12 protein-coding genes are annotated in these 12,817 nt (G+C 69.4%); 6 read left to right on the top strand and 6 right to left on the bottom strand.

The features are described from left to right. The first annotated feature begins 61 nt into the window (after positions 1 to 61). Positions 62 to 661: a transcriptional regulator gene (locus HHX35_RS23470; RefSeq protein WP_182900898.1), complete on the top strand. Its 600-nt coding sequence runs from the start codon at positions 62 to 64 to the stop codon at positions 659 to 661. Here HHX35_RS23470 and HHX35_RS23475 read toward each other — a convergent pair. Continuing rightward, positions 589 to 1,935, bottom strand: a complete 1,347-nt coding sequence (locus HHX35_RS23475; RefSeq protein ID WP_259405307.1) for a phosphotransferase — start codon at positions 1,933 to 1,935, stop codon at positions 589 to 591. The two genes, HHX35_RS23470 and HHX35_RS23475, sit on opposite strands and share 73 nt — an antisense overlap. A 164-nt stretch (positions 1,936 to 2,099) precedes the next feature. Here HHX35_RS23475 and HHX35_RS23480 point away from each other — a divergent pair, with 164 nt between their 5' ends. Both HHX35_RS23480 and HHX35_RS23485 read left to right on the top strand, forming a co-directional pair. Then, positions 2,100 to 2,615, top strand: a complete 516-nt coding sequence (locus tag HHX35_RS23480; RefSeq protein WP_220505764.1) for an ATP-binding protein — start codon at positions 2,100 to 2,102, stop codon at positions 2,613 to 2,615. 84 nt (positions 2,616 to 2,699) lie between these two features. Then, positions 2,700 to 3,119: an ester cyclase gene (locus tag HHX35_RS23485; RefSeq protein WP_182900899.1), complete on the top strand. Its 420-nt coding sequence runs from the start codon at positions 2,700 to 2,702 to the stop codon at positions 3,117 to 3,119. A gap of 64 nt (positions 3,120 to 3,183) precedes the next feature. Here the strand turns inward: HHX35_RS23485 and HHX35_RS23490 are convergent, their stop codons facing one another. Further along, the gene (locus HHX35_RS23490; RefSeq protein WP_182900900.1) at positions 3,184 to 3,951 is read right to left on the bottom strand and encodes a group II truncated hemoglobin; all 768 of its coding nucleotides are present in this window, start codon (positions 3,949 to 3,951) and stop codon (positions 3,184 to 3,186) included. A 116-nt stretch (positions 3,952 to 4,067) separates the two neighbouring features. Further along, complete coding sequence (locus HHX35_RS23495; RefSeq protein ID WP_182900901.1) at positions 4,068 to 4,946, bottom strand: LysR family transcriptional regulator; 879 nt, start codon at positions 4,944 to 4,946, stop codon at positions 4,068 to 4,070. A 130-nt stretch (positions 4,947 to 5,076) separates the two neighbouring features. On the opposite strand from HHX35_RS23495, the gene HHX35_RS23500 reads away from it, so the two are divergent. Next, positions 5,077 to 6,315 (top strand): MFS transporter, encoded by a 1,239-nt coding sequence (locus HHX35_RS23500; RefSeq protein ID WP_182900902.1) that lies wholly within the window; start codon positions 5,077 to 5,079, stop codon positions 6,313 to 6,315. A gap of 54 nt (positions 6,316 to 6,369) precedes the next feature. Here HHX35_RS23500 and HHX35_RS23505 read toward each other — a convergent pair whose 3' ends face one another. Together HHX35_RS23505 and HHX35_RS43690 are read right to left on the bottom strand one after the other, a co-directional pair. Further along, entirely contained in the window at positions 6,370 to 7,290 is a 921-nt protein-coding gene (locus HHX35_RS23505; RefSeq protein WP_182900903.1) for an alpha/beta hydrolase, read from the bottom strand. A 219-nt stretch (positions 7,291 to 7,509) separates the two neighbouring features. Further along, complete coding sequence (locus tag HHX35_RS43690; RefSeq protein ID WP_259405309.1) at positions 7,510 to 9,234, bottom strand: nitroreductase/quinone reductase family protein; 1,725 nt, start codon at positions 9,232 to 9,234, stop codon at positions 7,510 to 7,512. A gap of 510 nt (positions 9,235 to 9,744) precedes the next feature. On the opposite strand from HHX35_RS43690, the gene HHX35_RS23520 reads away from it, so the two are divergent. Further along, positions 9,745 to 10,500, top strand: a complete 756-nt coding sequence (locus tag HHX35_RS23520) for a dienelactone hydrolase family protein (protein ID WP_182900904.1) — start codon at positions 9,745 to 9,747, stop codon at positions 10,498 to 10,500. A gap of 447 nt (positions 10,501 to 10,947) precedes the next feature. Beyond that, complete coding sequence (locus tag HHX35_RS23525) at positions 10,948 to 11,373, top strand: VOC family protein (RefSeq protein WP_220505765.1); 426 nt, start codon at positions 10,948 to 10,950, stop codon at positions 11,371 to 11,373. 573 nt (positions 11,374 to 11,946) lie between these two features. Here HHX35_RS23525 and HHX35_RS23530 read toward each other — a convergent pair. After that, positions 11,947 to 12,816 (bottom strand): ABC transporter ATP-binding protein, encoded by an 870-nt coding sequence (locus HHX35_RS23530; protein ID WP_182900906.1) that lies wholly within the window; start codon positions 12,814 to 12,816, stop codon positions 11,947 to 11,949. Between the last annotated feature and the right edge of the window lies 1 nt (position 12,817).

Raw genomic sequence — 12,817 nt, forward strand, 5'->3', positions numbered from 1 at the left:
CGATTCTGCTGGCCCGCCCACCCGTTTGTCAAAGCATCGACGATCCTCGACACTTTCTCCCGTGAGCGACGAGACGACGACGGGGGAACACCCCGCCACACCCCCGCACGAGCCCGACCTCCTGGAGCTACGTACCCCCGCCCAGTTCAAGGCTCTCGGCCACCCCGTCCGTCACCGCATCGTCAACCTGCTCCGCCAGCGCCCCGCGACGCTCGGCGAACTGGCCGCGGCACTGCGGGCCGCCAAGGGCACCATCGGCTACCACGTCCGCGTCCTGCGCGAAGCCGGCATCGTCCGCCTCGCCGGCACCCGGCACGTACGCGGCGGCACCGAACAGACCCTCGCCCTGGTCAGCCGAGGCTTCCGGCTGCACGAGGAGGCCGCGGCCGGCCCCGACTTCCTCGTCAGGGCCGCCCTCGCCGAGATGCTGCCCGCCCGGCCCGGACAGGCCGAGCACACCCTGCTGAACCACCTCTGGCTCACCCAGCAGGAGGCCCACGCGCTCATCGCCCGTCTCCGCGACCTCCTGCCCCCTCCCGGCCGCACCCCGCCCCCCGGCGGCGAGCCGTACGGGCTGCTGCTCTCGCTCTACCCCGCCGACATCCCCACCCTGCCGCCCTGCCCCTCCGACGAAAGCGCCGCCAGGAACAGCACCTCATGACGCGCGATATGCGCGCTGTCGGTGAGATACAGCAGATCGTGCCCCTCCGCGACATGAGCGGCGAACGCCTCATGACCCGCCGCCGCCTCCGCACGCATGTGTGCGACCAGATGCTCCAGCCGCGCCCGCGCCGTCCGCGTCAGCGCCTCCCGGGCCTCCACTCCAAGCCGATAGGCATCGGCGAACACACGCAGCCGCCGCGCCTGCTCCTCCACCCCCGGAGCGCTCTCGTCACGGCCTGGATCATGCAACGGCACGAACCGGTAGGCGGCATAGGCCACATCCCAAACCCGCGGCCCCGGATGCGCGGTGTCGAAGTCGATGAACGCCGCCGGCCGCCCCTCCCGGAACACGCAGTTGTACGGCGCCACGTCACCATGGCAGATCACCTCGGCCGGAGCGCGTGGCGGAAAGTACCACTCGGCGCCCTCCGGAGGCGCGAAACCCACCGTCGCGTCGTGATAGTCCCGCAGCAGCGCCCCGACCTCGGCCAGCGCCTCATCCGTCATCGCGTACGCCGGCAGGGGATAGTTCGGCACCTCACCCGGGAGGAAATCCAGCACCTCCCGGCCCTCGCCGTCGCACCCGTGAGCTCTCGGCGCGCCACCGAACCCGGCCGCCGCCAAATGGTCCAGCAGAGCGTGCACCGCCGGCGTCCACCGGCGGGCCGGCCGGCGCACCGTGCCCCCGACCCGCACGACACGGTTGACCCCACCCCCGGTCAGCTCCTCCTCGCGCCCCTCGGGCAAACGCGGTCCGGCCGGACCGGCGAGCGCCGCCCGCAGCCTCTCCGCGAGGTCGGCCGCCTGCCGCGGCGACCACGGGATCACCCCGTTCTCCGTCATCAGCGCGTGGAACTGCTGCCGCTCGTACGGAATCCCCGGCGGCAGCGGCGCGATGTGCCAGTGCAGGTGGGCGTTGCCCTGCCCGCTGCCCAGTGACAGCAGATACGTACGCTCCGAGGGGACGACCGCCTCGACCGCCAGGGCGACCCGGCGCACCGTCCGCATGAGCCGCACGTACGCCTCCTCGTCCAGGTCGCGAACCACATGCTCGACGTGGGCCTTCGGCGCCACCAGGACCTTCCCCGGCAACGTGGGGTAACGGTCGAGAAACGCGATGTGAAGATCGTCTTCGAACACGACCTGTTCGAAGACGTACGCGGGGTCGCCCGCCACCACCGCGCAGACGAAACAGGGACCACCCCTGACACGCCGCACGTACGCGGCGACATCGAAGTTTTCCCTGGCGTGGGGGAGCGGCCCATCCGACATGCCGTGATCGTACGAGACCACCCGCGGGGAAATCCCGTTGCACGGCCAGGGGAGCGGCGGCGACACTCCCGAAGTGGCCGATCACCCGCCCCCGGACGGACGCCCCGGACCAGAGCGCGGCCCCCTGCCCCCACCGGGACCTCACCGGACCTCCCCGGGGGAGGATGAGGTATGACCCCGGCGCGGAAGACGCGGCCATGACGAGCCGGGAGGTCGCCGTCCTCGTCGGGTTGCAGGCATCGGGCAAGACCACCTTCTACCTGCAGCGGCTGGCGGCGACACACGCCCACGTCAGCAAGGACAACTGGCCCAACGCCCGCCACCGGCAGCGACGCCAGCTCCGGGTCATCGCCGAGACGCTGGAGGAGGGGCGGAACGTGGCCGTGGACAACACCAATCCCTCCCCCGAGGAGTGGGGCCCGCTCGTCGTCGCCGCGAAGGAACACGGCGCCCGGGTTGTGGCCTACTGGTTCCCTCCCGACCTCACGGCGTCCCTGGACCGCAACGCGCGGCGGCCCGGCCGCGCGCGAGTGCCCGAGGTCGGCATCCACGCCACGGTGAAGCGCCTGCGCCGCCCACGCCCGTCGGACGGATTCGACGCGGTCCACACGGTGATCTTCGACGACCGGGGCGGTTTCACCGTACGAGACGACGACGCCCCCGGCGGGCAACGGCCGTGAACAACCCCCGGCAAAGACTACGGCGGGAGGGACACCTTGTCGTGTTCTGAGGGCATTCCTCCCAGAGGGGAGGGGATCGACATCGTGGGCGAAGCCCGCCGGGTGCGAGACAGATACAACGCCGCGTTCAATGCGCACGACATCGACGCGCTGCTCGGCACGGTCAGCCCTGACGGGGCGTTCCTCACCCCGGAAGGCATGGCCGAGGGCCGTGAGGAACTGGGCTCCTACCTGGAGGAGTTCTGGGCGGCCTTCCCGGACGTGCACACGGTGGTCCTGGAGTCGTTCGACGTCGACGACATGACGGTCGACGAACTGGTGCTCATCGGCACCCACAAGGGGCGTTACCTGGGACCGGGCGGCCGGGTCATCCCGCCGACAGGCCGTCCGCTGAATCTCCGCTGCTGCTATGTCTGCGCCATCGAGAACGGGCTGATCGTCAGCCTGCGCCTCTACTTCGACCAGCTGGAGCTGCTGGCCCAGCTCGGCGTGCCGCTCATTTGACCCACCGCGTCGATGTCCGGTACCGCGCCGGCGGGGATCGATCACCCCCGCCGGCCTCGTCAGATCATGACGTAGGGGAGTAGGGCGGGGCCACACCCCAGCCCCAGCGGGGAACGGGAGCCTGCTGCGGAGGGCGGGCGCCGGGCTGGGAGTTGGCGAACGCGAGGCGGGTGCCCCACTCGATGTAGCTCGCGAAGGCGGCGCGGAACTCGGGGTCCGCGGGCAGGCCGACCACGTCGGCCGCGTCCATGAGGAGATTCACCCATCGGCGGCGCTGAGGTTCGGTGATGGCCTTGCCGAGGTGCTGGACCAGCATGTGGTGGTAGCCGCCCCGCTCGTCGGTGTAGCGGGACGGCCCGCCGAAGACCTCCGACAGCCACATCGCGACGTACTTGGGGTGTCCCGGGTCCATGTGGGCGAAGAGGGGACCGATCAGATCGTCCTTGAGAACCTGCTCGTAGAACGTCTCGGTGAGCCGCTCGAACGCCTCGGTGCCACCCGCCCAGTCGTACAGGCTCGGGACCGAGGAGCCGGTGCCGCGCACGGCGGTGCGCTCGTAGTGCCGCATCTCCTCGATCTGCCGGACGTAGGGTTTGATCGCGGAGAAGAACGCCGCGAAGTGCTCGCCACCGCGGAAACCCTGCAGGTGATCGTCGGCCGAGGTCCACGTGATACGCAGGATGTACCACTCGGGCTCATCCACGCACCGGGACAGTTCGTAGTCCACACACTGCGGCGCGGCCGCCAGGGGAACCGCGGCACGTTCGTAGGCGGCCTCGAACTCTTCCGCGTCCTGCCGGCCGATCCGGTAGCGGATGTACTCGACGATCATGTGAGCATCGCCCCGGGGGCCGCGCTGTCGAAGGATAAGATCATGATTGCATTGTAATCATGTAACTCCCTCTAGAGTGGGCAGACCGACGACTCGGCTCCGCTACACATGGCTGATCACGCGGAGTCCGCAGGATCAGTGCGAATCAGCTCAAGGAAGGCCGTGGCCGCCGGGGACGGCCGGTTGTCCCAGATCAGGTACTCCACCCGCGTGGGAGCATCGCGAAGGCGAATGACCCGCAGGTCGGGAAAGCGTGGCGCGTACGCGGCAGGCAGCATGCCGACGCCGAGACCCTGCCGTACCAGATCGACCATGAGCTCGGCGGACGACACCTCGAAAGGCACCTCACGTCGCACCCCCGCGGCCGCGAAGGCCTCGTCCGACTGCGCTCGACCGGCCGCGCCGACGCGGAAGTCGATGAACGGTTCGTCCGCCAGGCTCCGCAGATCCACCTCGTTCTCCACCCGGTGGTAATCGGGCGCGACCACGGCGACCAGCTCGCCTCCGCCGAGGCGGCGACTCTGCACACCCCTGGGTTCCGCACGCGGTGGCAGGCCGAGGAACGCGATGTCGACGCCACCCTGCCGGACCCGCTCGACCAGTTCATCGCTGCCCGCCGCGGCGAGCGTGATATGCACCCGCGGATAGCGCCGACGATAGTCCCTCAAGGCGGCCGGCAGGTCGACGGCCGTCACCGTGGGGATTGTGCCGACGGCGAGCCGCCCGCGTATCTCCCCGGCGGCGGCCGCCACCTCGGCACGCGCGCGGTCCGCGGCCTCCAGACACTCCCGGGCAGCGGCGAGGAACGCCTCTCCGGCCGGCGTCAGCCGTACACGCCGGCTGGTCCGCTCGAACAACCGCGCGCCCAGCTCCCGCTCCAAAGCGGCGATCTGATGACTGAGCGCCGACTGCACCACACGGCAGCGCTCGGCCGCCCGGGTGAAGTTCCTGGTCTCCGCGACCGCCACGACATACCTCAGCTGCTGCAGCTCCACCCGACCATAGTGAACCACGATCGATATCGATGAAAAGTATGTGTTGGACTCATCGATCGATGGTCGCGCACCCTTGTTGACACCGGCGGCCCTTGAGCTCGCGGACGATCAACCATCAGAAAGAACAAAATTGGTCACCTACGACACACACGCGCACTCGACCCTGAGAGCATGGCTCGGCGTCGCGGCCATCACCGCCAGTCTCTTCGTCTTCCTCACGACCGAGCTGATGCCCGTCGGCCTGCTCACTCCCATAAGCGCAAGCCTGCGCATATCCGTGGGCACCGCCGGGCTGATGGTCACTCTGTACGGTGTCTCAGCCGGGCTCGGCGTGCCCTTCATCGTGGCATGGACCAGGCGCGTCAACCGACGCGTCCTACTGTCCACGCTCCTGGCGACACTGACCCTGGGCAACACGATCACCGCCATCTCGCCGAACTATCCACTGGTCCTGACAACACGGCTCATCATGGGCTTCGCCAGCGGAGTGTTCTGGGCCATAGGCGTGAGCATGGCGATGCGCCTTGTTCGGGAACGCCACGCGAGCAGGGCAGCCGCGATCGTGATGTCCGGAATCTCGATCGCCGCGGTCGTGGGCATACCACTGGGAACAGTCCTGGAAAGCCTCACCAGCTGGCGAACCACGTTCCTGATCTGGGCCGGCCTCAGCGCGCTGGTGTTCCTCGCGGTCGTCGCCGTCGTTCCCTCCCTGCCGTCGACGAACGCGGTCTCGGTGCGGGAAGTCTTCGGGCTCCCGCTGAAGAACGTGCCGCTACGTCTGGTGCTGTTCACCGTCGTACTCTTCGTGCTCGGCCATTTCGGTGCGTACACGTTCGTGCGCCCCTACCTGGAGCAAAGCGCGTCCGCCACGCCCTTCTTCATCACCGCGGCGCTGATGGTCTACGGCGCGGGAGGCGCGGCCGGGAACTTCGTCGCCGGATACACGGTGAACAGAAATCCGCGGGGCGGCTTCATCGTCGGCTGCGGGGGACTCGTGACGTCCCTGCTGTCGCTGCTCACGATCGCCCACGGGCACGCGGGGTCGATCATCACGCTGATTCTGTGGGGTGTTTCCTTCGGCGTCGTCCAGCTCTCCCAGGTCAACATGACGCAAGCCGCCGCGCCCCACACCTTCGAAGCCGCGATGTCACTCAACACCATGGCGTACAACACGTCCATCGCCCTCGGGGCGCTTTTCGGCGGACTGATCGCCGATCATCTGGGCGTCACGAAAGTCGTCTGGTTCGGTGTGGCGCTGACAGCGGCTTCGCTGCTCCTCACACTCGGCACCCGCCGGAAGACCTCGTACACCGTCCCCGACGACACGTCGGCGCCAACCAGCGAACAGGCGGCGCCGGACCTGACCTGACCCGCGCGGTGGCGGCGGCCGGTGCGAGGCGGCGGCCCAGGGCCGGGGCCGGTCCTATTCCGGCGTGGGCGCCGCGCCCCCAGTGCGAACGCGCTGACCGAGGAAGAGAGCCGCGCGGTCCAATGCCTCGTCCGCCTCGTCCAGGACACCGGCGAACGACTGGAACACGTGCGGCACGTCGGCGGTGATGTCCAGGATGACATCCACTCCGGCCGCCCTGGCGCGCGCGGCCAGGCGCGTGGAGTCGTCCAGCAGGATCTCATTGGTGCCCACCTGGAGCAGCATCGGGGGGAAGCCGGTCAGATCGGCGAGGACGGCCGGGCTGAGCAGGGGCTGGTGCGGGTCGGCTCCGGCGAGGTACATGGCCCCGGTGCGTTCGACCGCCTCACGGGTGAAGATCGGGTCGAGTCCTTCCTTGGTGTCCATGCTCTCGCCCGTCCGGGTGGCGTCGAGGCCCGGAGAGAACGCCACGATGGCGGCGGGCAGCGGAAGACCCGCGTCGCGGGCGGCGAGGCAGGTGGTGACGGTGAGGCCGCCGCCCGCGGAGTCGCCGACGAACGCGATCGTCGAGGGATCTCTGCCGCTGTCGAGGAGGGCGCGGTAGGCGCCCAGGGTGTCTTCGATCGCGGCCGGGAACGGATGCTCGGGGGCAAGCCGATAGTCCACCGAGTACGCCCCGAAGCCAGTCTTGGCCACCAGGTTTCCCGTCAGCGACAGGGCCGTCTTTGGAGAGCCGAAAACCCAGCCGCCGCCGTGGAAGTACAGGATCGTCCCGGCGCGGCGCCCGTCGTCCGGCTCGACATGCAGTGCGGGCCGGGCGCCCAACGTCGTCTGCGTGACGCGGATGCCGCCGGGCACGATCATCTGGGCCATCATCGCCCTGAATCCGGCTCGGATCGCCTCGACCGAACGGGGGCCGGCGGGCCGGGGCTGTCGCAGCATCGCGTCGATCTGAGCGCGCTGTTCCTTGCTCATGGGTGTACTCCCGCCGTAAGTAGCTTCCACTGCACTATATTCCTTGGAAACTATATCGGGCGGTGACACGGTCGGCCTTCCGGGCTTCTTCTTCAACCCCGCAAGAGACGTGGACCCCGAGGTGACCGCCCGAGCAGCCGCGATTCTCGAGCGTCCCTCTCGGAATGGGGCGCTGAGCCGGTTGTTCTGCTCGGGCGGTCAGGGGCGTCTATGGGCTGATCAACGCCTCGTGCCCCCTGCCTGGGTCTCAGCGACCCAGTCGGTGAGGCGGCGCAGGAACGTCACGGCGATGGGGGGTAGGTCCTGTGCCATCACGCTCGCGTGAAAGGCGTGCGGCATGCCCTCATACAGGTCGAGGGCCACGTCGACGCCGGCGGCCGAGGCGGCTGCGGCGAAGCGACGGGTGTCGTCCAGCAGCACCTCTGCGGTGCCGGCCACGAGCAGGAGCGGAGGCAGGCCGTGCAGGTCGCCGTGCAGCGGAGACTGAGGAGCCTGATCGGCGCGGGCCCCCGCCAGATACTGGGCGGTGACGTGTTCGGCGACACGGCGGTTGATCACATCGCGGCCGTCGTTGGTGTCCAGGGACCGGCTCGACAGGGTCAGGTCGGTCAGCGGGGAAATCGCGACGGCCGCGCCGGGCAGGGGATCGCCCGCTTGCCTGAGCGCCAGCAGCGCCGACAGGACGAGCGTGCCGCCCGACGACTCGCCGCACACGATGGTGCGCTCGGCGGGAACGCCTTGCTCCAGCAGGCTCCGGTAGACGGCCACGACGTCGTCCAAGGCGGCGGGGTACGGATGGTCGGGGGCCAGGCGCTGGTCCACCCTGAACGCGGGACGCCGGGTGGCCTGGGAAAGGCGGCAGGCCATGAGAGGCTCCAGCGTCGGCTGGGTGCGCTCGAAGCCGCCTCCGTGCACGTACAGCGTGACGCCGTCCTCGGTGGCCGACCCTCCGGCGGCGCTGACCCACTGTCCTGGTACGCCTCCGGTATGAGCGAGCGCGGGCGTCACATCGGCGGCGAGCGCCGGGGTGCGAGTGAACAGAGCCCGGATCGCGGCCGTCACGGCAGCGTTGTCGTCGGAGGTGGCGGGGACGCGCGTGACGTTCAGATGGTCCTCGTGCCGGGGCGGCAGTGCGTTCAACAGGGGGAGCAGGTGCCGTTCTTCATAGGAGAGGTGGTTGTCGATCTGCGCGATGAGCCGGTCAACCTCGGTCAGCAGGTCGGCCGGTCCCGATGAGAGCAGCTTCTGCAGGTCGTCGAGGAGGCGGTCCAGGACCGCGTGCTCGGCGTGCAGACGATCAAGGACCGCGTCGAGTTCGGGGTGGCGGTCACGCAGGTGCGGAAACAACTGGCCGCTTTCCGCCGTGTGGTGGTGACGCAGCCCACCGCACACGGCCAGGCAATTGACCCGCAACTGCGCGCCCACACGCGGGCCCGAGACCGCGGCGTCGGCGCGGATCAAGGCCAGTTCCCGCCGGAAGGCGTCGTGGATCGCCTTCAGCACCTCGCCTTCCGGAAGGTCCGGGAAGGAAGCGGAGCGCGGAGTCAACGCGACGACGGGCAGGACGCGGCCGGACTTCGCCTGATAGTCGGCCCAGCCGGAGTCCGCCTCCACAGCACGGGCGAAGAGCCGCTCGCGTTCCTCGCCTTCCAGAACAGTGGCCTCGGCCTCGATCGTGAAGACGCCCGTCTCCACGGTGACGTGGGGGTCGGCGCGCACATTGTGATACCAGGCCGGGTGGTGCGGCGCACCGCCGGCCGAGGCGATGACCAGCATGCGGCCCCCCTCGTCATGCAGGTAGCCGAGGGGGACGGTGTGGCGGACTCCCGAGCGGGCGCCGGTGGTGGTCAGGAGGAGCAGCCTGGCTCCCTCGAAAGGGCCGCCCACTATTCCGCGGTTCGCGCGGAATTCCTGAATGATCTGCTGGTTGAAGTCGTACGGCATTCTCTGCTTTCTTGTTTCGGGCATGGCGAATCGACCGCGTCGCCGAATGAGGACCGGCGGTTATGAAGGAATGACGGAAACGCGCACGGCGAAGGGACGGCGCGGCTGCGATTTCGCCGACGCCGAGGGGTTGCCGATACGCGGGCACGCCGATACGCGGGAAGAAGAATTCCGAATCAGGAGGTCAGAGAAATGCGGCGGGCCTCGCGCCCGCCCGGCCCTCACGCCGAGGCCGGGTGCCTCACTCGCTTGTGGCCCATGGCCGACCCGGCAGTCATGGTTTTCACGTTATCGTCACCTCAGGAATGTGGCAACACCACATCTGTACCCATTCGTTACGTGGTGGGGGAGGAGCCCTGCCTTGCGAGATCCGTGATAAGTTCGCCACCGCCGCGCATCGCTGCGAACTGAGGAGGTGAGACCGATCAACGCTGTGACAGGTCGGGGCTCCCTCCGTCGCATGGCCTAGGGGAGTGCCCGCAGTAGGCATCCCGAAAGGCGTGAATCGCATTGCGCTTCATCTCTGAGACGTCGTCCGACGGCGTTCGCGAACAACTCTTCACCCTCGAAGAGATCCCTGGCGCGCTCTGGACGCCGGAAGGCGCCGCCGGCGCTCGGCCCCTCATCCTGATGGGACACGGCGGCGGCCGGCACAAGAAGGCCCCCGACGTCGTGGCCCGGGCGCGCCGCTTCGTGGTCGAGTGCGGTTTCGCGGTGGCCGCGGTGGACGTGCCCGGCCATGGCGACCGGCCGAAGGACGAGAGGTACGACAAGATCGCGACCGAGAACCAGGCTCGCGTGGCGGCCGGGGAGGAGCCGGCTCCGCTGATCGCCGGTTTCCAGGCGCTCGTGGCTCGCCAGACCGTCCCGGAGTGGCGGGCGGCGCTGACCGCGCTCCAGCGACTTGAGCACGTGGGCGTCGGCCCGGTGGGCTACTGGGGTGTGTCGTTGGGGTGCGGGCTCGGCGTTCCGTTCGTCGCGGCCGAACCCCGGGTCCGTGCGGCGGTGCTGGGCCTGGGCGGGGCGCTGGCATCGGCCGAGGCCGCGGCGCGGATCACCGTCCCGGTGGAGTTCCTGCTGCAGTGGGACGACGAGCGGGTGCCGCGGGCCCAGGGCCTGGCACTGTTCGACGCCCTGGCCTCGGTCGAGAAGACGCTGCACGCCAATCCCGGCAAGCATGGGGAGATCCCCGAGTTCGAGACCGACAGCTCGCTACGGTTCTTCAGGCGGCACCTCGGTCAGGGCCACCGCCTCGTCGCTCCCTGACCAGGCCGGCAAACGGGGGAGCGGCGCGCCGGCGGCCTGGATCGGCCGAGGGGATCGAGATCGCCGGAGCGAGCGCCTGCCCGGGCCGCGGATAGATAGCCAAGGCGTTCGCACCGCATGACCGGCATCCTCGTGCGGTGCGAACAGCAGCCGATCCAGCAGCCGCGGAGTCACCGACAAAGAGACCGGACATGACCGTCCTCCTATACCGAACAGAATTCACCTTCTGTCCGGTATAGGACCGAATGGGCATCTTTGTCCCTCGGTGGGCTTTGTCGTACCAGAGGATTTGTCGTACCAGAGGAGTGGTGCGCGCCCGGTGGTGACGGCCAGAAGCAAGATCTTGGGACCCGGATGTCGAGAATGTGGCACCGGCTCCGTCTCAGGTACGCCAGTGGCCACGACGGGCCCGCGCGACAGAGGAGGACCATCATGACGATTCAGCGGATGGACAACGTCGGCATTGTCGTCGACGACCTTGAGGCCGCCATTGCGTTCTTCGTAGAACTCGGCATGGAGCTGGAGGGTAAGGCGCTGATCGAGGGGCGTTGGGCGGCACGTCTCGTCGGGCTCGACGACCAACGAGTCGACGTCGCGATGATGCAGACCCCGGACGGCCACGGGCGGATCGAGCTGGCGAAGTATCACACGCCGGCGGCGATCAGCGGCGTGCCGGAGGACGCCCCGGCGAACACGCTGGGCATTCGCCGCATCATGTTCGCCGTCGACGACATCGACGACGTCATCGCCCGCCTGCGCACCCACGGCGCCGAACTCGTCGGCGAGGTGGCGCAGTACCAGGACGCCTACCGGCTCTGCTACATCCGCGGCCCCGAGGGCATCGTCGTCGCACTGGCCGAGCAGATCGACTGACGGCCTCGTCGCGGCGACAGCGCAGAGATGGTGTCATGCGCACTTTGAAGGCCGTTCCGAAACTCCAGGCCAACCGCCCTTCGAGCCCCTTTCGGCGTTGCTCGATAATAAACATTATGTCAAGTTGGCTACTTCCGGCCACTCCTCCTACCGGTTCGTGGCCGCGTACCGGCGGACGATCGCGAGCGGTTGAGTGCGGCGGTCGTCGTCACCGTCTCCCCAGGCCGGGCCGGGCGACGGTGCTCGTGCGCTTCGGGATCGCGGCACAGGATCGGGCCGGTCGTGCTGCTCGTCCGGCCGGGCGTGGCGCCGGAGGACATCGGGGCCGACGACGGGCTCAGCGGTCAGCGGACTACTCCCCCTGTTGTCTATAAGTGATCATTCGCGGGCGGCCGGGACAACCCGGTTCGCCAGCCGACCCCTCCGGCACGGCTGCCCTGGAGGGGTCGGCGCGTGGGCGTGCCTGCGCAGGGCCGGTGCGCGCGAGGAGGATCCGGTGCCGGTGCGGCGCCCTCGGTGCGAGTGGTGGATCCGGCGACTACTCAGCGTGACCATTCCCCTCTCCCCCGCTGTTCAGCCGCTCGTGCCCGCGTGCATGAGCGCGACGTACCCCTCCTCCAGCGAGGGCTGGACCGGTACGGCGCGGGGGTCGGGCCGGGCGGGGCTGACGAGACGGTAGTGGGTGCCGTCGGAGCGGCTGACGGCGGAGACGACGACGCCGGTGGCGGGTGGCGGTCCCTGGCCGACCAGTTCCCAGGTGACGCCTTCGGCCTGCTGGACGATGTCGGCGACCGGACCGTTGAAGACGACCCGGCCGCGGGCCATGACGGCGGTGTCACGGCAGGTCTGGGCGACGTCCTCGACGATGTGGGTGCTGAGCAGGACGGTGCGGCCGGCGGCGATGGAGGCCAGGAGAGTGCGGAAGCGGATGCGCTCCTCGGGGTCGAGGCCGGCGGTGGGCTCGTCGACCACGACCAGGGCGGGGTCGCCGAGCAGGGCCTGCGCGATGCCGACGCGGCGGCGCATGCCGCCGGAGAAGCCGCGGAGCTTACGGGTGGCGGCGCCGGTCAGGCCGACCATGTCGAGGAGCTCCCCGATCTGGCGGCGGCGGGCGGCGCTGTCGTCGAGTCCTTTGAGCAGGCCGACGTAGTCGAGGAACTCCTGGGCCGACAGGTCCGGGTAGAGGCCCAGGTCCTGGGGCAGGTAGCCGAGGCGGCGTTGTACGGCCAGGCGGCCGCTTCTGGTGGTGAGGTCGTGGCCGCCGACGCGTACGGTGCCGGCGGTTGGCGGCAGGACTCCGGCGAGTACGCGCATGAGTGTGGTCTTGCCTGCACCGTTGGTGCCGAGCAGGCCGTACATGCCGCCGGGGACGGCGAGGTCGAGTCCGTCAAGGGCGGTGACCTTGCCGAAGGTGCGGCGCAGCCCGGAGATCTGGATGTCCATG

The sequence above is a fragment of the Microbispora sp. H10830 genome (assembly GCF_014161375.1).
In the GTDB taxonomy this organism is placed as follows: domain Bacteria; phylum Actinomycetota; class Actinomycetes; order Streptosporangiales; family Streptosporangiaceae; genus Microbispora; species Microbispora catharanthi.

Excerpts from the sequence above, each read along its gene's own strand:
- HHX35_RS23475 (WP_259405307.1), bottom strand. The coding sequence starts at position 1,935 with ATGTCGGATGGGCCGCTCCCCCACGCCAGGGAAAACTTCGATGTCGCC.
- HHX35_RS23480 (WP_220505764.1), top strand. The coding sequence starts at position 2,100 with ATGAGGTATGACCCCGGCGCGGAAGACGCGGCCATGACGAGCCGGGAG.
- HHX35_RS23490 (WP_182900900.1), bottom strand. The coding sequence starts at position 3,951 with ATGATCGTCGAGTACATCCGCTACCGGATCGGCCGGCAGGACGCGGAA.
- HHX35_RS23505 (WP_182900903.1), bottom strand. The coding sequence starts at position 7,290 with ATGAGCAAGGAACAGCGCGCTCAGATCGACGCGATGCTGCGACAGCCC.
- HHX35_RS43690 (WP_259405309.1), bottom strand. The coding sequence starts at position 9,234 with ATGCCGTACGACTTCAACCAGCAGATCATTCAGGAATTCCGCGCGAAC.
- HHX35_RS23525 (WP_220505765.1), top strand. The coding sequence starts at position 10,948 with ATGGACAACGTCGGCATTGTCGTCGACGACCTTGAGGCCGCCATTGCG.
- HHX35_RS23530 (WP_182900906.1), bottom strand. The coding sequence starts at position 12,816 with ATGGACATCCAGATCTCCGGGCTGCGCCGCACCTTCGGCAAGGTCACC.